General features: G+C 71.0%; 17 protein-coding genes. 7 read left to right on the top strand and 10 right to left on the bottom strand.

The features are described from left to right. Positions 1–441: 441 nt before the first annotated feature. Together ACFV0T_RS11870 and ACFV0T_RS11865 are read left to right on the top strand one after the other, a co-directional pair. Positions 442–1,089, top strand: coding sequence for a DUF2637 domain-containing protein (locus tag ACFV0T_RS11870; RefSeq protein WP_385777150.1), 648 nt, complete (start codon positions 442–444; stop codon positions 1,087–1,089). Positions 1,090–1,300: 211 nt separating this feature from the next. Then, positions 1,301–2,407, top strand: coding sequence for a serine hydrolase domain-containing protein (locus ACFV0T_RS11865; protein ID WP_385777147.1), 1,107 nt, complete (start codon positions 1,301–1,303; stop codon positions 2,405–2,407). Between the two features lie 99 nt (positions 2,408–2,506). Here ACFV0T_RS11865 and ACFV0T_RS11860 read toward each other — a convergent pair whose 3' ends face one another. Continuing rightward, positions 2,507–2,959, bottom strand: coding sequence for a DUF5707 domain-containing protein (locus tag ACFV0T_RS11860; RefSeq protein ID WP_385777144.1), 453 nt, complete (start codon positions 2,957–2,959; stop codon positions 2,507–2,509). On the opposite strand from ACFV0T_RS11860, the gene ACFV0T_RS11855 reads away from it, so the two are divergent. After that, the gene (locus ACFV0T_RS11855) at positions 2,958–3,125 is read left to right on the top strand and encodes a DUF4291 family protein (protein WP_385777143.1); all 168 of its coding nucleotides are present in this window, start codon (positions 2,958–2,960) and stop codon (positions 3,123–3,125) included. The two genes, ACFV0T_RS11860 and ACFV0T_RS11855, sit on opposite strands and share 2 nt — an antisense overlap. Before the next feature lie 195 nt (positions 3,126–3,320). Next, entirely contained in the window at positions 3,321–3,938 is a 618-nt protein-coding gene (locus ACFV0T_RS11850; RefSeq protein ID WP_385777141.1) for a hypothetical protein, read from the top strand. A gap of 12 nt (positions 3,939–3,950) precedes the next feature. Here ACFV0T_RS11850 and ACFV0T_RS11845 read toward each other — a convergent pair whose 3' ends face one another. Together ACFV0T_RS11845 and ACFV0T_RS11840 are read right to left on the bottom strand one after the other, a co-directional pair. Next, entirely contained in the window at positions 3,951–4,340 is a 390-nt protein-coding gene (locus ACFV0T_RS11845; protein WP_385777139.1) for a VOC family protein, read from the bottom strand. A 223-nt stretch (positions 4,341–4,563) separates the two neighbouring features. Then, positions 4,564–5,604, bottom strand: a complete 1,041-nt coding sequence (locus tag ACFV0T_RS11840) for an NAD(P)-dependent alcohol dehydrogenase (RefSeq protein WP_385777137.1) — start codon at positions 5,602–5,604, stop codon at positions 4,564–4,566. A 181-nt stretch (positions 5,605–5,785) separates the two neighbouring features. Here ACFV0T_RS11840 and ACFV0T_RS11835 point away from each other — a divergent pair, with 181 nt between their 5' ends. Further along, positions 5,786–6,694 (top strand): helix-turn-helix domain-containing protein, encoded by a 909-nt coding sequence (locus ACFV0T_RS11835; RefSeq protein WP_385777135.1) that lies wholly within the window; start codon positions 5,786–5,788, stop codon positions 6,692–6,694. A 73-nt stretch (positions 6,695–6,767) separates the two neighbouring features. On the opposite strand, the gene ACFV0T_RS11830 is transcribed toward ACFV0T_RS11835, so the two are convergent. The 4 genes from ACFV0T_RS11830 to ACFV0T_RS11815 all read right to left on the bottom strand — a co-directional run bounded on the left by ACFV0T_RS11830 (position 6,768) and on the right by ACFV0T_RS11815 (position 11,070). After that, a complete protein-coding gene (locus tag ACFV0T_RS11830) occupies positions 6,768–7,451 on the bottom strand; it encodes an ABC transporter ATP-binding protein (protein ID WP_385777134.1) in 684 nt (227 codons plus the stop codon). A gap of 123 nt (positions 7,452–7,574) precedes the next feature. Then, a complete protein-coding gene (locus ACFV0T_RS11825) occupies positions 7,575–9,047 on the bottom strand; it encodes an ABC transporter permease (protein WP_385777132.1) in 1,473 nt (490 codons plus the stop codon). Positions 9,048–9,237: 190 nt separating this feature from the next. Next, the gene (locus ACFV0T_RS11820) at positions 9,238–10,482 is read right to left on the bottom strand and encodes an Ig-like domain-containing protein (protein WP_385777130.1); all 1,245 of its coding nucleotides are present in this window, start codon (positions 10,480–10,482) and stop codon (positions 9,238–9,240) included. Positions 10,483–10,716: 234 nt separating this feature from the next. Beyond that, positions 10,717–11,070, bottom strand: a complete 354-nt coding sequence (locus ACFV0T_RS11815) for a hypothetical protein (RefSeq protein ID WP_385777128.1) — start codon at positions 11,068–11,070, stop codon at positions 10,717–10,719. 110 nt (positions 11,071–11,180) lie between these two features. Here ACFV0T_RS11815 and ACFV0T_RS11810 point away from each other — a divergent pair, with 110 nt between their 5' ends. After that, positions 11,181–11,495, top strand: coding sequence for an LAETG motif-containing sortase-dependent surface protein (locus ACFV0T_RS11810; protein ID WP_385777126.1), 315 nt, complete (start codon positions 11,181–11,183; stop codon positions 11,493–11,495). Between the two features lie 41 nt (positions 11,496–11,536). Continuing rightward, positions 11,537–12,343, top strand: coding sequence for a hypothetical protein (locus ACFV0T_RS11805; RefSeq protein ID WP_385777124.1), 807 nt, complete (start codon positions 11,537–11,539; stop codon positions 12,341–12,343). A gap of 41 nt (positions 12,344–12,384) precedes the next feature. Here ACFV0T_RS11805 and hutH read toward each other — a convergent pair whose 3' ends face one another. The 3 genes from hutH to ACFV0T_RS11790 form a co-directional block, all read right to left on the bottom strand. Next, complete coding sequence (gene hutH / locus ACFV0T_RS11800; RefSeq protein ID WP_385777386.1) at positions 12,385–13,923, bottom strand: histidine ammonia-lyase; 1,539 nt, start codon at positions 13,921–13,923, stop codon at positions 12,385–12,387. Between the two features lie 91 nt (positions 13,924–14,014). Further along, a complete protein-coding gene (locus ACFV0T_RS11795) occupies positions 14,015–15,157 on the bottom strand; it encodes a diguanylate cyclase domain-containing protein (protein ID WP_385777122.1) in 1,143 nt (380 codons plus the stop codon). A 138-nt stretch (positions 15,158–15,295) separates the two neighbouring features. Further along, positions 15,296–16,096: an enoyl-CoA hydratase/isomerase family protein gene (locus tag ACFV0T_RS11790; RefSeq protein ID WP_385777121.1), complete on the bottom strand. Its 801-nt coding sequence runs from the start codon at positions 16,094–16,096 to the stop codon at positions 15,296–15,298. Positions 16,097–17,533: the final 1,437 nt, after the last annotated feature.

Genomic DNA, 17,533 nt, shown 5'->3' with positions numbered 1-17,533 from the left:
GGGCGGCGTTAGCGGGATATGACGAATGCAAGGTCCCATGACCTGCCTCACCGCGACACAGGGGAGGATGAACTGCCTGTGGCCCGCGATGTGGCAGTGCGGAAATACACTTACATTCCCGGTCTGACACACTCGCCGCTTACGTCGCGTGGCGCCTTGCACGGGGGTGACGCGTGGGTCGAGCTCCAGGTCACCGAGCCTCTGCTCCGCGAGTTCCTCGCGCTGCTGGAGGCGACCCAGGAGGAATTCAATCGGCGGTGGAACGACCAAGAAGAGTCCCGCTGCCACGCGGACCGTGCTTGACGGGGGCAGATTTCCATGAATCACGACTATATGGATCCCGCCTTTGCGCGGCGTGAGTGGAATTCTGACGGATCCCCGTACGGGTCGGGTGCCGACTGGCACGGTAGTCCTGTCGATGCCATTCACTCAGGAGTTCCCTTGGCACCCCCCGACTCGGGCTGGGACCCGGTCGAGGAACTTACGTATCTCTTGCAGGAGGCCGTCTCGGCGGAGCAGGTGGGCATGGTGCCGCCGCCTCGCAACGAGTCTCCGTCCAGCGTCAACTTCACCGACCCGGTGGAGAACCTGGAGAAGATCACCGCTCAGCTTCCGCCCATCCGACGCTCTTCCAGCGGGCATCGCAAGATGCGGGCCAGGAAACTCCGACTCAAGTGGTTGCAGACCGGCAGCTTCGTCATTGCCGCACTCATTGCCGTCATTACAGCAATGGTCAGCGTGTGCGGAGGCATGGTGGCATACGAACCTCTGCAGAACATCTCGTCCGGCACGGAGAGCGGGGTGATCCATCAGTGGCCTCTCCTCGTGTACGGCCCCTGGATGGTGGCGTCTCTCTCCATCCTCCGAACTGCCTTGCACCGGCGCCGAGCTATGCACTCATGGGGCATCGTTCTACTGTTTTCCTCCGTCGCCATCATGCTGTGCGTAGCCCAGGCCGACCGGACCCTGACCGGTATCGCCGGAGCCGCCCTGCCCGCCATCGCGTCCCTGACATGTTTCCAGCAACTCGTCCGACAAATCACATTGACTCTGCCACCGCGGCAGGCGTCGCGCCGTCACCGCCATTGAATGCCGAAACCTCACGCCCGCAGGGCCTTCTGAAGACGGCTACGACGTCCCGGCCCGTGGGGGCGCGCAGTGCCCGGCAGTCCTCCTCCCGCATAGCCACGCATGCCGGATGCCGGATGCCGGGCTGCGCGTGATCGGCAGAGTGCCCGGCGCATGCGTCGGCCGAGATATTCGATTGCCCCCGAGGCGCCGATGCGCGCTAATACGGCGCATGGCCGATATTCAGGGCTCGTACGACGATCTGTTCACCGCGGTGCCGAGTGCGCTGTCCGGGTTGCTCGACGACGGAGACGTGGGCGGCTCGGTCGCGGTCTTCGTGGACGGCGAGCCGGTGGTGGACGTCTGGGGCGGGTACGCCGACGCGGACCGCACGCTCCCGTGGCAGCGGGACACGATCACCAACGTCTGGTCCGTCACCAAGACGATGACGGCGCTGTGCGCGCTGGTCCTGGCCGACCGCGGCGACCTCGATCCGGCCGCGCCGGTCGCCCGGTACTGGCCCGAGTTCGCCACGGCGGGCAAGGAAGGCGTGCTGGTGCGACACCTGCTCTCGCACACCGCCGGCCTGCCCGACTGGGACGGGCCGATCGAGGACCTCTACGACTGGTCGTCCGCCACGTCACGTCTGGCCGCGCAGGCTCCGCAATGGGAACCGGGCGGCGCGGCCGGGTACCACTCGCTCACCCAGGGGTTCCTCGTGGGCGAGGTCGTCCGCCGGATCACCGGCCGCGGCCTGGGCGAATTCTTCGCGGAAGAGGTGGCCGGACCGCTGGGTGCCGACTTCCACATCGGACTGCCCGCCGAGCACGACCACCGGGTGGCGCCGGCCGTCCCGCCCTCGTCCCGGGACGAGGACTATGCCGCGAGCGCGCCCGGCAGCAGCTCGCCCTCCGCCGACGGCACCGCCGTACGGGTCCGTGACGGGAACAGCGTGGCCTGGCGTCGTGCGCAGATCCCCGCGGCGAGCGGCTTCGGCAACGCCCGCTCGGTCGCCCTCGCGCAGTCGGTGACGGCCTGCGGGGGAGCAGTGGGTGGGGTGCGACTGCTGTCGCGGGCGGGCTGTGACCGTGCGAGGGAGGAGCAGTTCAGCGGCGAGGACCGCCGCCTGGGCATGCCGGTCCGTTACGGGCTGGGCTACGGACTGTTCGGCAACACCCTCGGGTGGGGCGGTTGGGGCGGCTCCCTGGTCATGATCGATCCCGAGGCCCGTATGGCGGTGGCCTACGTGACCAACCAGATGCGCGAACCCGCGGACGACAACCGGGGGCTGGAACTTGTGATGACCGCCTACGACGGGCTCAAGGGGCTGCGGGCTTGATCGGCGGGTGCGCGTCGTCGCACGCACTCGCTCTCGCTCACGTGGGTGTCTGGGGCAGTTGACGAAAAGTCACCTGACGACAAGCTACTTGACGACGAGCTATTCGACGGTGAAGCCGGCCGCCTTGGTGTCCAGGATCGTCGTGCCGTCCTGCGCGGTGGCCAGGACGGCGACGCGCCAGACGCCGCGCGGGGACGACTCGGCCTCGGGACCGGTGACCTTCGCGGTGTAGGTGCAGTGCACGGTGTCCTCCCCTGCTGGCTTGCAGGCGGCCGACTCCACGAAGGCCATGTCCTTTGCGGTCGGCTCCTTCTTGGCGAGGGCCGAGTTCCCCGGCCAGGCCAACACCTTCACGTCCTTGACACCGGAGGACGCCGTGACGTCGGTGACGAAGGTCAGCGAGCCGTCGCGGTCGCCGTGGGGAGCGGTGTAGCGGGCGGTGCTGCCCGCCGGCGCCGGAGGCTGCTCCCCGGCGTGGGCGAGAGCGAAAGCACCGGCACCGCCGAGGACAACGACACCGGCGGCCACGGACAGGGCGATACGTCGGGACATGAGATTCGCGGACGAGTGGACCGTCGCCATCCGCGACGTGACCCCTCTCGCCCGCGAGGTCCGCGCCCTCGTCAGCGGCGGGGACCTGGACTCGGCCGCCCGGCTGCTGCCCGAGGAACGCCCCTACCCGGTCGAGGAGGGACTCCTTGTCCATCTCCAGGGATGACGGGATGCGTCACCCGGCCGCGCCCTGCTCGCCGTCGACGGAGGTGCGTACGTTCCTGGTCGGTGGGGGGTGGGACCCCGCGGCACTCGGGGCCGTGCACGGGGGCTTTCTGCGGGCGGCCGGTGGGCCGCGTATCGGGTGTGTGATCGTCGACGAGGGTGACGGGCCGAGCAGTTCGCGCGGTACGACGGCGCGTTGCGCGCGGCCGGGGACTGCGTGCCCGTGCCGCTGCTCGTGCCGGTCGGCGGGCGGTTCGATCCCGGTACGGCACTGGCGGGCGTGGACGGGCTGTTGGTGTGCGGCGGGCTGACGCCCGCGTACCAGGAGGCCTTCGCGGACTGCCTCGACCGGTTGCCCAGGATGCTGGCCGAGCGCCGTGTGCCGTACGCCGGGTTCTCCGCCGGTGCCGCCGTCGCGGCGCGGGACGCGGTGGTGGGCGGGTGGCTGTCGGACGGGGTCGCGGTGTGCCCGGAGGACACCGCGGAGGATCTGGCGGAGGTCGAGGTTCGGCCGGGGCTCGGGCTCGTGCCCTTCGGTGTCGACGTGCACGCGGCGCAGTGGGGGACGCTGGCGCGGCTGGTCGCGGCGGTGGCGGACGGGCGGATCCCGTGGGGCGCCGCCGTCGACGAGAACACGGTGGTCGAGGTGGACCAGGAGGGCCGCGCCCGGGTCGCGGGACTCGGGCGCGCGCACACCGTGCGACCCGCGCCCGGCGACAGGAGTGACGAACTCGCCTGTCATGAACCGAGGAGTCACACCCCCACGGGCGTCGGCGTCCTCGTGCGGTCCTACCCCGCCGGCGGGTGCTTCTGATCCCCGTCCCCGTCAGGTCGCGGCCTCGCTCCCGTACGGTCTTGTGAGGATTTCCAGGCGGTGGCCGTTCGGGTCGTCGAAGTAGGTGCCGCGGCCGCCGTCGTTGTGGTTGATCTCGCCGGGGCGGGTACGGAAGGGGTCCGCCCAGTAGGTGAGGCCGGCCTCGCGGACGCGGGCGAAGATGGTGTCGAAGTCCTCCTCGGACACCAGGAACGCGTAGTGCTGCGGCGCGATCTCCCCGTCGGTGGCCGCGTAGTCGAGGGTCACGCCGTTGGGTATCTGCACCGGGATGAAGGGGCCGTACCGCGGGCTCACCTCGAGGCCGAGGATGTGAGCGAGGAAGCGGGCCGAGGCCTCCCTGTCGTGTGCGACGACGATGGTGTGGTTCAGCTGCACGGTCATCGTGTGAAACCTCCTCCTTCACCACCGTACTCCTGCGTCGACTTAGGTGACCCTTACCTGGGTAGGCCTGAGTCGGAGATGGGAGCAGTCCAGCAACCACAGGGGTACGGTCCGACCCGTCCGGTACCGATTCGGGTACCGGACGGGGCCGGACCGGGCGACGGATCAGACCGTCGCGGTGTCGGTCAGGTCGTCGCGTGTCGATCAGATCGTCGCGTGTCGATCAGATCGTCGCGGTGTCGATCACGAACCGGTACCGCACATCGCTGGCCAGGACCCGCTCGTACGCCTCGTTGATCTGGTCGGCGCCGATCAGCTCGATCTCGGCGCCCAAGCCGTGCTCGGCGCAGAAGTCCAGCATCTCCTGGGTCTCCCGGATGCCGCCGATGCTGGAGCCGGCCAGCGTCTTGCGGCCGGCGATCACCGAGAACAGGTTCAGGGAGATCGGGTCCTCGGGAGCGCCCACGTTCACCAGCGCGCCGTCGGACTTCAGCAGGGACAGGAACGCCCCGAAGTCCAGCGGTGCCGACACCGTCGAGACGATCAGGTCGAAGGTGCCCTTGAGCTCCTCGAAGGTCTTCGGGTCGCTGGTGGCGTAGTAGTGGTCCGCGCCCAGCCTCAGGCCGTCGTCCTTCTTGCGCAGGGACTGCGACAGCACGGTCACCTCGGCGCCGAGCGCGTGCGCGATCTTGACGCCCATGTGGCCGAGGCCGCCCATGCCGAGGATGGCGACCTTCTTGCCGGGGCCGGCGTTCCAGTGCCTGAGCGGGGAGTACAGGGTGATGCCGGCGCACAGCAGCGGCGCGGCCTCGTCGAGCTTCAGGCCGTCCGGGATGCGGACGACGTAGTTCTCGTCGACGACGACCTTCTCGGAGTAGCCGCCGTAGGTGGGCTCGCCGTCACGGCCGACGCCGTTGTACGTCATGGTGGCGCCCTGGGTGCAGTACTGCTCCAGGCCCGCCTCGCAGTTCTCGCACTCGCGGCAGGAGTCGACCATGCAGCCGACGCCCACCCGGTCGCCGACGGCGAACCTGGTCACGCCGGGGCCGACCTCGGAGACGACGCCCGCGATCTCGTGGCCGGGGACCATCGGGAAGATGGCCTCGCCCCAGCCCTCGCGGGCCTGGTGGATGTCCGAGTGGCAGATGCCCGCGAACTTGATGTCGATCAGCACGTCGAACTCGCGGACCGCGCGGCGCTCGATCGTGGTGCGCTCCAGCGGCGCCTTGGCAGCGGGGGCGGCGTAGGCAGCAACAGTGGTCATGCCGAGGGTCTCCTAGCTGATGATTCCGCACCCGGCCGCCTTCGACCGGGCACGCTGTCCAGCCTGCCCCACGTTCCCCCCTCCACCCAGACCACACTTCTGCCTACGACCGGTGTTCCTACTACTGGCGGGGTCAGGCTCGGGTTCGTACGACCAGCAACCGGCCGTGAATACTGGTCGTATGGACGAACAGCCCGAGCCCGTACCGGGGACGCCGGACGCCGGCCGGGCCCTCGACCGCCGGACCGAGCTCAGCGAGTTCCTGCGCACGCGCCGGGCCCGGCTGAAGCCGGAGGACGTGGGCCTGCCCGAGTTCGGGCGGCACCGCAGGGTGCCCGGACTGCGCCGCGAGGAGCTGGCGCAGCTCGCCGGGGTGTCCGTGGCGTACTACACGCGCCTGGAGCAGGGCAACGGGCGGAACGTGTCGGCGGAGGTGCTGGACGCGATCGCGCGGGCGCTGCGGCTGACCGACGCCGAGCACGCGCACCTCACGCATCTGGCGAAGCCGAAGCAGCACAAGAAGAAGACCTCGGGGCGGCAGCAGCAGGTGCGGATCTCGCTGCGGCAGCTGCTGGACACCATGGACGGCGCTCCGGCGTACGTCGTGGGGCGGCGCACCGAGATCCTGGCGTGGAACCGGATGGCGGCCGCGGTCTTCGGCGACTGGAGCGCGCTGCCGGTGGCGGAGCGCAACTGGGCACGGCTGGTCTTCCTCCAGCCCGATTACCACGATCTGTTCGTGGACTGGGAGCAGAAGGCGATCGACATCGTGTGCGCCCTGCGCATGGACGCCGGCTGCTATCCGGACGATCCGCGCCTGTCGGCGCTGGTCGGCGAACTGTCCGTGAAGAGCGCGGAATTCCGGCGGCTGTGGGCGACCCACGACGTCAAGGAGAAGAGCCACGGCGTCAAGCACCTGCACCACCCGCTCGTGGGCGAACTGGCTCTTCCGTACGACTCGTTCCGGCTGGTCGACGACACCGAGCAGACGCTCGTCGCCTACCACGCCGAGCCGTGCTCCCCGTCCGCGGACGCGCTGCGCCTGCTGGCGAGCTGGGGGACGGACGCGACCCGGGTGGCCCAGGCCTGAGCCTGCCGGGACCACCCCCGCGACACGCGATGTGCCGGGGGTGATCGGGCACCACGGCGGGCGGACTGCCGGGCTACGAGTTCGCGTTCTCCTTGATCGTGATCCGGCCCTTGCGGATGGTCGCCAGCCGCGGGGCCTTCTTCGCGATCGCGGAGTCGTGGGTGACCATGATGAAGGTCAGCCCGTGCTCCTTCCACATGCGCTCCAGCACCTCCATGATCTCGTCGCGCATGCTCTCGTCGAGGTTGCCGGTGGGTTCGTCGGCGAGCAGCACCTTCGGCTGCTTCACGAGGGCGCGGGCGATGGCGACGCGCTGCTGCTGGCCGCCGGACATCTCGCCGGGCAGGTGCGCCAGCCGCTCGCCGAGCCCGACCGACCGCAGCGCCTCGGCGGCCCGTTCGCGCCTGTCCTTCGCCTTCACGCCGAGCGGTACGAGGGCGGTCTCGACGTTCTCCTGCGCGGTCAGCGTCGGGATGAGGTTGAAGGACTGGAAGACGAAGCCGATGTTCTCGCTGCGCACCTTGGTGAGCTTGGCCTCCGACAGCAGGGCGAGGTCGGTGCCGTCGAGGACGACCTCGCCCGAGGTGGGCCGGTCGAGTCCGCCGAGCATCTGGAGCAGGGTGGACTTGCCGCCGCCGGTGGGCCCCTGGATGACGAGCCGGTCGCCGTCGGCGATGGTCAGGTCGATGCCGTCGAGCGCGTGGACGGTGTCCTTGCCCCGGGTGTAGCGCTTGGTGACGCTTCTGAGTTCGTACATGGTGGGTGCAACTCCTGGGTGAGGTGTGGGACGGGGGCCCGCCGCTCGGCGGGCGGGCCCCCTGGGCCGCGGGAACCGTGCGGGGCGCCGGCCACTCGACTCGGCGCAGGCTGCTGTCCGCGGCTACTCGACGCGGCGCAGGGCGTCCGCCGGACGCAGTCGTGAGGCCCGCCAGCCGCCGAAGGCACCGGCGACCAGGCCGCCGGTGACGGCCAGGCCGACCGCGAGGGCGACGGTGGTGAGGCTGACGGGCGCGGTCAGCGCGACGTCGAGGGTCTTGGCCGCGGCCTGCCGGCCACCGCCGCCGAAGCCGCCACCACCGAAGCCGCCGCCACCGGGGCCGCCTCCCGCGCCGCCGCCTCCGCCGCCCGTCTGGGCCTGGAGCGTCGGGCTGACCGCGGTGACGACGTACGCGCCCGCCAGGCCGAGCGCGATACCGAGGGCACCGCCGAGCAGGCCGTTGACCATGGCCTCGCCGATGACCTGGCGGGTCACCCGGCCGGACTTCCAGCCCAGCGCCTTGAGCGTGCCGAACTCGCGCACCCGGCGGGAGACCGCCGAGGAGGTCAGCAGACCGGCGACCAGGAACGCGGCCACGAGCACCGCGATGGACAGCCACTTGCCGACGTCGGTGGCGAGGCTGGAGGCGGTGGACAGGGAGCCGGAGACGGTGTCCGCGAGGTCCGCAGAGGTCGTGACGGTCGTACCCGAGACGTTCTTCTGGATCGTGGACTTGACGCTGTCGATCTTCTGCGAGTCGGTCGCCTTGACGTAGATCGTGGTGACCTTGTTCTTCGAGTCGCTGATCGTCTGAGCCTGCGTCAACGGGATGTAGACGTCGGCCGCGGAATCACCGCTGTCGGCCGTCGCGACGCCGATCACCTTGAACTTGACGCTCTTGATGGTGACGGTGGAGCCGACCTCGAGCTTCTTCTCCTTGGCGTACGCCGAGTCGAGGACGGCGACCTCGGTGCCGGCCTCGGAGGTCTTGAACGTACGACCACTGCTGATCTTGGAGGAGGTCAGCGGGCCGAGCGTCGGCTTGGTGACGTCGGTGCCGTAGACGGAGTAGTTGTTGACGTCGAAGTCGGCTCCGCCGCCGCGGACCTCACCCTGCGGCTGGCCGCCGCCCTGGCCGTCGCCCCGCCGGCCGTCGCCGTTGCCGTTCTGCTGGAACTGGCCGCGGGTGAACTGGCCGCTGACCTTGATGACCTGGAGGCTCAGGCCGCCGACGACGTCCGAGACACCGCTCTGCTCGCCGACCTTGGCCACGGTCGAGGAGGGCAGGGTCTGGAAGCCCTGGACCATCACCCGGTCGGTGCTCTGCTCCTTGTCCGAGCCGCTGTCCTGCGCGTCGAACTGGAAACGCGGACGCTCCGAGGTGCCGGCGGCGGCGGGCTCGGCCGCCTTGGTGACCGTCATGTCGGTGCCCAGCCCGTACAGCGACTGGAGGACCTTGTCCTGGGCCTTCCCCATGCCGGAGGACACGGAGTTGACCACGATGACCAGCGCGATGCCCAGCGCGAGTCCGGAGGCGACGACGAGGGCCGCTTTTCTGCGGCGGCGCAGTTCGCGCCTCAGGTAGGTGAAGAACATGGCCGCAAGCTAGGTACGGCGCGTGATGACTCGATAAGGCCGAAATAAAAGAACCATGAGAAGGCTGTGCGGGACCCCATGGCGTCCCCGGAACACCCCTATCACGGCCCTGGAACGCCCCCGGAACCACCGATGCCGCCCCCCGGTCGGGGAGCGGCATCGGATCGGCTGTGGGTGGGGTCGGCCGGCGTCAGACCTCCGAGCCCGCCTTCCACTGCGCCCAGTCCATGTTCCAGCCGTTGAGGCCGTTGTCCGGGGAGACGGTCTTGTCGCCGGTGTTCCTCACGACCACGACGTCACCGACGATCGAGCCGTTGTAGAACCAGGCCGCCGGGGTGCTCGCGTCCTTGGCGCCCTTGGCGTCCGACAGGCCCACGCAGCCGTGGCTGGTGTTGACGCTGCCGAAGATGGACTTCGCGCCCCAGTAGTTGCCGTGCACGAAGGTGCCGGAGTTGGTCAGGCGCATGGCGTGCGGCACGTCCTTGATATCGTACTCGCCCTTGCCGTCGTCGTCGGTGAAGCCGACCGTCGCGCCGTTCATCCGGGTCTCCTTGAACTTCTCGGAGATCACCATCTGGCCCTCGTACGTCTTGTTCTCGGGCGAGCCGGCCGAGATCGGGATGGTCTTGATCGTCTTGCCGTCCTGCGTGACCTTCATCTGCTTGGTCTTCGCGTCGACGTAGGTGACCTGGTTGCGGCCGATGTGGAAGGTGACCGTCTTCTGCTGCACGCCGTAGACACCGGAGGCGCCCTCGACACCGTCGAGCGCGAGCTTCAGCGTGATGGTGGAGTTCTCCTTCCAGTAGTCCTCGGGGCGGAAGTCGATCCGGTTGGCGTTGAACCAGTGGCCGACGACTTCCTGGCCGCTGCTGGAGGTGACCGTGATGCCCTTCTGGACGGCGGCCTTGTCGGTGATCGCCTTGTTGAAGTTGATCGAGACGGGCATGCCGACGCCGACGGTCGAGCCGTCGTCCGGCGTGAAGTTCCCTATGAAGCTGTTGGCGGGGGACACCGTGGTGAACGAGGCGTTCTCGTGGGCCTCACGGCCGTCCGCGTCCTTCGCGCTGGCCGCGACCTTGTAGGTGGTCGAGCGCTCCAGCTGGGCGCTGGGCTTCCAGCTGGTCTTGTCGGCGGAGAGCTGGCCGGCGACGGCGGTGCCGTCGGCCGTCGTCATCTTCACCTCGGAGAGCGTGCCCTTGCGCACGGTGACGGCGGCGGAGTTGTTGATGGAGGCGTTGGACGAGCCGTCCTTGGGCGTAATCGTGATCTGCGCCACAGATGTCTTCTTGGCAGCCGCCTCATCGACCTTGGCTTGCGAGCTCTCGTTGCCACCGTCCGCGTCCGCATCCGCACCGGAGCAGGCCGTCAGTACGAGCACACCGCCGAGCAGGGCGGACGCAGCCGTGAGACGCCTGCGCCGCTTACTGTCCGTCATCACACGCTTCTCCATCGTTGCCGAATTCCCCAAAACCCCGAGAGTCCCCGTTACGAAATACCAACGCTACGACCGGTACGTCCGATTTCACGCACTTTCCCCGTGTGGGGAGTGCCACGTCCGTCAGGGCACGCCCACCGGGACCAGTGGTGCGGGCGTCGGTCAGTGCGCCCCTTGAGACGACGGAACCCCGGGCGGTGGTTGCCACCCGGAGTCACGCATTCCCCGGGCCGCTCAACCGATGCCGGACACGCGGTCGTCCTCCTCGTCCTCCACGACATCATCCTCGTCCAGGTCCCAGTCAGGCGAATCAGGGTCGTAGTCGATCAGCTCGCTCGACCAGGAGGCCTGTTGGAGCTCCACTCCGGGCACCTCGCTGACCAGGTCGAACGGATCGATCAGAAACGCGAGGGCCTCCGCGGTGTCTTCCGTCACAGCGCCCTCGGCGTGTGCCTGCTCGTCGGCCGGGAGCTCGTCGTCCTCCGCGATCCGCTGCAGCGCGGCGGCCGTCACGGCGTCGGTGTCGTGCACTTCCACGACGAGTTCCACGCGAAGTCGTACAAAACGTGATGCCTCTTCAGTAGTCATGCTCCGGAGCGTACGGCTCCGTCCTGCCGTAACTTTCCCACGACCCGCGACTTTCATTAGCATCGACCTACACGGCCAATTCACCAGCGCCACAAGGGGATCGATATTCCGTGTCATCAGCTCGCCGTTCGTTGCTGACCGCCACCGCCGCGGGGACCGTACTGGGCGCCCTGTGGTTCGTCCCGTCCGCGAACGCCTCCCAGGACGACCCGGCGAGAACTCAGCCCCCGGCGACCGCGTCGGCCGGGGCCACCACGCAGGCGCGGGCCGCGTCCCTGACCACGTCCGATCCGGGCGTGGAGACCCAACTCGCCGACACCGGAAGCTTCGACACCACCCCGTACGTGGTGGGCGGCAGCCTCTTCCTCAGCGTGGGGGCGGGTTTCGTGGTGTATTCGATACGCCGCGAACGCCTCGGTTTTTAATCGACTTGACGTTCCCTTGACCTCCGCTTCATAGTCCGCTCATGAAGAGATCATCGGGGGCGCGTCTCGGCGCCACGGCCGCCATGAGTGTGTTGTCGCTCGCCCTCATCACGGGCTGTTCCGACGAGGGTTCCGGCGATGCCGAGGGAGCGGGCAAGGGTCCGCAGTCCTCGGCCTCGTCCGCGTCGCCCACGGGACCGGCCGCGAAGGCGCTCGGCCCGGCCGAGTTGAAGAAGCTGCTCGTCGCCCAGGGCGACGTCAAGGGATACAAGGTCGAGGCGACCGACGAATCGTTTCCGCGCTCCAAGAGCGCCGTGAAGGTCGACAAGGCCCCGTGCCGGCCGCTCGCCTACGCCATGGCGGGCCTCGCGCCGGGCGACACCGACGCGAGCGTCAGCAGCACCGCCACCGAGGACAAGAAGCCCACGAGCACCGCCACGTCCCTGGAGGACGTGTCCGAGGACGACTTCGCCAACGCGTTCGACGTCACCGTGACCGTCGTGGGCCTGTCCTCCTACGACGGCGACGGCGCCGAGAAGGCCTTCAGGTCCGTGTCCGACGCGGTCGCGAGCTGCTCCGGCGGGTTCACCATCGCGGCGCAGGGCGAGGACCAGAAGCTCACCAAGGTGGCCGCGGAGAAGGGCTCCGGCACCGGAGACGAGTCGGTGGCGTTCGCCGCTTCCGGGAAGGTGGACGGGGGCGAAACGGGCGACGTGCACACCGAGGTGGTGCGGCACGGCAACACCATCGCCACGTACTACACGGTCAGCTTCATGAAGCTGACGTCCGGCGGGGCGTACACCGTCCCGGCCGTCGTGGTCGACGCCCAGGCGGCCAAGCTCAAGTGACGTGCGGGGCCCCGCCGTACGCCGGCGGGGCCCGAACCGTCCTACTGCAGGGGACCGGTGACGCTCTCCACCGCCGTCACCAGCAGGCCGGCCCGCACGAACGCGTCGGCGGCGGCCAGGTCGGGCGCGAGGAAGCGGTCCGGTCCGGGACCCTGCACCCCCGCCGCCCGTACGGCGTCGATGGCCGCCCGCGAGGCCGGCGCCGGGGTGAGACCCTCACGCAGCTCGATGGCGCGGGAGGCGGCGTACAGCTCCACGGCGAGCACGCGCGCGAGGTTGTCCACGGCCGTGCGCAGCTTGCGCGCCGCCGACCAGCCCATGGAGACGTGGTCCTCCTGCATGGCGGAGGACGGGATGGAGTCCGCCGAGGCGGGCACCGCGAGCCGCTTGAGCTCGCTCACCAGCGCGGCCTGCGTGTACTGAGCGATCATCAGCCCGGAGTCGACGCCGGCGTCGTCCGCCAGGAACGGCGGCAGACCGTGGCTGCGGTTCTTGTCCAGCAGCCGGTCGGTGCGGCGCTCGGCGATGGAGGCCAGGTCGGCGGCGGCGATGGCGAGGAAGTCCAGGACGTAGGCCACCGGGGCGCCGTGGAAGTTGCCGTTGGACTCGACCCGCCCGTCGGGCAGCACCACCGGGTTGTCCACGGCCGCGGCCAGCTCGCGCTCGGCGACCAGCCGGGCGTGCGCCATGGTGTCCCGGCCGGCGCCCGCGACCTGCGGGGCGCAGCGTACCGAGTAGGCGTCCTGGACCCGCGGGGCGTCGTCCTGGTGATGCCCGGTCAGACCCGAACCCTTCAGCACGGCCAGCATGTTGGCGGCGGCGGCGCCCTGGCCCGGGTGCGGGCGGATGGCGTGCAGTTCGGGGGCGAGGACCTGGTCCGTGCCGAGCAGGGCCTCCATCGACAGCGCGGCGGTGACGTCGGCGGACTTGTAGAGGGTGTCGAGGTCGGCGAGCGCCATGATCAGCATGCCGAGCATGCCGTCGGTGCCGTTGAGGAGGGCCAGGCCCTCCTTCTCGCGCAGTTCGACGGGCACGATGCCGTGCGCGGCGAGCAGTTCGCCGGCGGGCCGGACGACCCCGTCGGGGCCTTCGGCGTCGCCCTCCCCCATGAGCGTCAGGGCGCAGTGGGACAGTGGTGCCAGGTCGCCGGAACAGCCGAGCGAGCCGTACTCGTGCACGACCGGGGTGATGCCCGCGTTCAGCACGTCGGCCATGGTCTGCGCGACCTCGGGCCGCACGCCGGTGTGCCCGGAGCACACGGTCTTCAGCCGCAGGAACATCAGGGCCCGTACGACCTCCCGCTCCACCCGCGGTCCCAGACCGGCGGCGTGCGAGCGGACAATGTTGCGCTGGAGCTGCGCGCGCAGCTCCGGGCTGATGTGCCGGGTCGCCAGGGCGCCGAAGCCGGTGGAGACGCCGTAGACGGGCTCGGGTTTGGCCGCCAGCGCTTCGACGATCTCGCGGGCCGCGGCGAGGGCCGCCACCGCCTCGCCGGAGAGTTCGATCCGGGCGCCGTCGCGCGCCACGGCGAGAACGTCGGACGCGGTGACCCCGGACGTCCCCACCACCACAGTGTGCATATCCATATTCAGGAGCGTACGCACTGAATTCCTGACTGTCACCAGTGGGCGACCGGTTCACCCCTTACCGATTCGGTCACATGTCGGGGCGTCAGCGGCGCCCTCGGAAGCGGCGGCGCTCCGGGGTCGCCTCCCGCGAGGGCGTGTCCGCCAGCCGGACGACGGGGTCGTCGGGTCCCTCCCGTCCGGCGACCACGGGCCGGGCCGCCCGTACGGCCTTGGCCTGGTACTGGGCCGCGTCGGCGAGCCGGAACAGCCGGCGCGCCGAGTGGACCGGCCCGATGGGGTCCTCGGTGGACGCGACCCCGCAGGCGACCCCCTCGCCGAGCTCCAGCTCCGCCGCTCGGCGGCAGAGTTCACCGGCGGTCCGCACCACGTCGTCGGCGGGCGGGCCGACGGAGAGGAGGCAGAACTCGTCCCCGCCGAGCCGGGCGGCGAGGGCGCCGGGCAGCATCGCCCCGCACAGCGACAGCACGGACCCGAACCGTTCGAGGAGCCGGTCGCCCACGGCGTGCCCACGGGTGTCGTTGACGCGCTTGAGGCCGTTGAGGTCGCAGACGACGAGGCTGACCGCGACACCGTCCCGCCGGTGCCGCTCGATCGCCTCGTCGAGGCCCACGTCCACGGCGCGGCGGTTGGCGAGCCCGGTCAGCGCGTCGGTGAACGCGAGCCTGCGGGCCTCCTCCAGCCGCTCGGTCTGGGCGATCCCGGCGGCGACGACCGAGGCCAGGACGGTGGCGAAGTCGGCGTCCCCGCGGTCGAAGACGGGGTCGGAGGCCGAGCGGGCTACATAGAGCTCGCCCCAGGCGCGGCCGTGCAGCACGAGGGGGGCGACGACACAACAGCCGCGACCTCGGCGACGCAGGGCGGAGACGCGCTGATGGCAGTAGCCGGGACTGCCGTGGGCCGGGCCGTAGGCGGTCTCGACCCAGGCGTTGGGCTCACCGCCCGCGGCCCAGCGCTCGTGCAGGAACTCGGTGATCTCCGGGAACTGGTGCACGGGATAGGCCTCCCCCTCGGGGAACTCCTCCTCGTCCGGGGCGCGGTCCCCCACGTTCACGAGGACCCGCAGCCGGCCGAGCTCCCGCTCCCACGTCGACAGTGCGGCGAAGTTCCCGGACAGCGCCCGGCAGGCCCCGAGGGCCGCCGCCCGCCAGGACTCGCGCGGGGAGTGGGCCGCCGCCATCCCCTGCGCCAACGCCACCACGCCCGCGAGCCGCCTGTCCTCACCCATCACTCCAGGTTAGGGACGTTCGGTGGCAATAGGGACATTGATACGGCGAACAGGTGGACGGTGCGGAATCGAGCTCCCGCCGACCCACGGGGCCGTACGGCGCACGACCGTACGACCGCCCTCACCTCGCCTCGCGGCTCACTCCCCGGGCCACTGGGGCTTCCGCTTCTCGTTGAACGCCGCCACGCCCTCCGCCCGGTCCCCCGAGAACGCCACCGACCGCCAGGCCGCGTCCTCGACCTCCAGCCCGGCCCGCAGATCCAGCCCGTGCCCGAGCCGCAGCGCCCGCTTCGCTGCCCGCAGGCCCACCGGCGAGTTGGCCGCGATCCGGGACGCCAGCGCCAGCGCCTCCACCCGGTCCCGCCCCTCCTCCACCAGTACGTCCACCAGGCCCAGCTCCCGCGCCTCGGCGGCCTCGACCCGTCGCGCGGTGAAGATCAGCTCGGCGGCCCGCGCGGCCCCGATCCGGCGCGGCAGCAGCTGGGTGCCGCCACCGCCCGGAATCACGCCCACGGACACCTCGGGCAGCCCCACCACCGCCGTGGCGTCGGCCACGATCACATCGCAGGAGAGCGCGAGCTCGAAGCCCCCGCCGAGCGCGAACCCGTGCACCGACGCGACCGTCGGCACCGGCAGCTCCAGCACCCCGGTGTACGCGCCTCGCGCGACCGGCCGCTGCCGCACCAGCTCGGCGTCGCTGAAGGAGTTGCGCTCCTTCAGGTCGGCCCCCACACAGAACGCCCGCTCGTGCGTCGAGGTCAGCACCACCACCCGTACGTCCCGGTCGGCGCCCAGCGCGGCGCACGCCTCGGCGATCGACCCGGCCATCCCGGTGGACACGGCGTTCATGGCCTTGGGCCGGTCGAGGGCGAGTTCGGCGACATGCCCGTCACCGTGCCGCCTCACCAGCACGAACTCCCCGAACCGCTCCTCGCTCATGACACCCTCCGGTTAACGCGGGTTAACAACCGACTTCGCCCCGATCATCGCAGCCCGGCCGCGCGGGGGAAAGGGCGGCCGTCTACCCGGCCGTCCACTGGACCGGTTCCCGTGTCACCGCCCGATTCCCCGTTCGAGTGACATCCCGCCCAACTACCGCCCCATCGCCCACGGCAGCGCATAACGTGCGCTCCGCCACGGCGCATCGGGGGCGCGAGCGCATCGGGGAGGGATCACGATGACGAACACAGCGGTCGACAGAACCAGGCGGACCACGGGAACCACCGGGGCCGGGACAGCACCTGCGGCTGCGGGCGCAGAAACGACGGCGAGCGGTGGGTCCGGCCCGGCCGAGAACGACGCGGCTGACGCGGGGGGCCCGGGGGGCGAGGTGGGCCCGGGCCCGGGGGGCCCGGGGGGCAAGGTGGGCACGGCAGGTCCGGCGGGCCATACGACCCCGGCACGCCCGGCGGGCGCGGGGGGCGCGGCGGCTCCAGCAGGCGCGGGAGGAAAGGTCGGCACGCCTGGCCCGGAAGGGAAGGCGGCCCAGGAGGGGCCGGCCAGTCCAGCGGGCAGAGCAGGCGCGGCAGGCTCGGCCGAAATACCGACTCCGGCGAACACGGCAAGCGCGGTCGGTGCGCGAGGCCCGGTCTGCAAGACGGGCCGGGCAGTCCCAGCGGGCACAGCGCCCGCACCGAGCCAAGCAGGCACGCCACGCACCACGGGCCAGGCAGGCACGCCACGCACGACGGGCCAGGCGGGCACGACTGGCGCGCCACGCACGACGGGCCAGGCGGGCCAGGCGGGTGCGCCACGCACGACGGGTGCGGCGGGCCAGGCGGGTGCGGCGGGTCACGGCCGTATGCCGGGTGCGGCAAGCCCGGCGGGCCCGGCAGGCACCACGGGTGCGGCGGGCACGACGGGTTCGGCAGGCAATGCCGGAACGCGAGGTCCGGCGAACACGGCAAGCGCGGTCGGTACGCGAGGCCCGGTCTGCAAGACGGGCCGGGCAGTCCCAGCGGGCACAGCGCCCGCACCGAGCCAAGCAGGCACGCCACGCACGACGGGCCAGGCGGACACGACTGGCGCGCCACGCACGACGGGTGCGGCGGGCCAGGCGGGTGCGGCGGGCCAAGACCGTAGGCCGGGCGCGGCGGGCCCGGCAGGCAAGGCGGGCAGGACGGGCGTGGTGGGCCAGGCCCGCACGCCGGGGGCAGCAGGCGCGCCACGCACGGCAGGCCCAGCGAGCCCGGCGGCGCCGAAACGCACGACGGGTGCGGCGGGCCAAGACCGTAGGCCGGGCGCGGCGGGCCCGGCAGGCAAGGCGGGCAGGACGGGCGTCGTGGGCCAGGCCCGCACGCCGGGGGCAGCAGGCGCGCCACGCACGGCAGGCCCAGCGAGCCCGGCGGCGCCGAAACGCACGACGGGTGCGGCGGG

The organism is Streptomyces sp. NPDC059582, from assembly GCF_042735715.1.
Lineage (GTDB): Bacteria > Actinomycetota > Actinomycetes > Streptomycetales > Streptomycetaceae > Streptomyces.
The sequence above is the reverse complement of the archived record's forward strand: the minus strand, read 5'-3'. Positions and strand labels throughout refer to the sequence as shown.

Bases quoted from the DNA above. Each gene is read 5' to 3' on its own strand.
- ACFV0T_RS11840 (WP_385777137.1), bottom strand. From the start codon at position 5,604: ATGACCACTGTTGCTGCCTACGCCGCCCCCGCTGCCAAGGCGCCGCTG.
- ACFV0T_RS11865 (WP_385777147.1), top strand. From the start codon at position 1,301: ATGGCCGATATTCAGGGCTCGTACGACGATCTGTTCACCGCGGTGCCG.
- ACFV0T_RS11855 (WP_385777143.1), top strand. From the start codon at position 2,958: ATGAGATTCGCGGACGAGTGGACCGTCGCCATCCGCGACGTGACCCCT.
- ACFV0T_RS11805 (WP_385777124.1), top strand. From the start codon at position 11,537: ATGAAGAGATCATCGGGGGCGCGTCTCGGCGCCACGGCCGCCATGAGT.
- ACFV0T_RS11815 (WP_385777128.1), bottom strand. From the start codon at position 11,070: ATGACTACTGAAGAGGCATCACGTTTTGTACGACTTCGCGTGGAACTC.
- ACFV0T_RS11790 (WP_385777121.1), bottom strand. From the start codon at position 16,096: ATGAGCGAGGAGCGGTTCGGGGAGTTCGTGCTGGTGAGGCGGCACGGT.
- ACFV0T_RS11830 (WP_385777134.1), bottom strand. From the start codon at position 7,451: ATGTACGAACTCAGAAGCGTCACCAAGCGCTACACCCGGGGCAAGGAC.
- ACFV0T_RS11820 (WP_385777130.1), bottom strand. From the start codon at position 10,482: ATGACGGACAGTAAGCGGCGCAGGCGTCTCACGGCTGCGTCCGCCCTG.
- ACFV0T_RS11835 (WP_385777135.1), top strand. From the start codon at position 5,786: ATGGACGAACAGCCCGAGCCCGTACCGGGGACGCCGGACGCCGGCCGG.
- ACFV0T_RS11845 (WP_385777139.1), bottom strand. From the start codon at position 4,340: ATGACCGTGCAGCTGAACCACACCATCGTCGTCGCACACGACAGGGAG.
- hutH (WP_385777386.1), bottom strand. From the start codon at position 13,923: ATGCACACTGTGGTGGTGGGGACGTCCGGGGTCACCGCGTCCGACGTT.
- ACFV0T_RS11795 (WP_385777122.1), bottom strand. From the start codon at position 15,157: ATGGGTGAGGACAGGCGGCTCGCGGGCGTGGTGGCGTTGGCGCAGGGG.
- ACFV0T_RS11860 (WP_385777144.1), bottom strand. From the start codon at position 2,959: ATGTCCCGACGTATCGCCCTGTCCGTGGCCGCCGGTGTCGTTGTCCTC.
- ACFV0T_RS11825 (WP_385777132.1), bottom strand. From the start codon at position 9,047: ATGTTCTTCACCTACCTGAGGCGCGAACTGCGCCGCCGCAGAAAAGCG.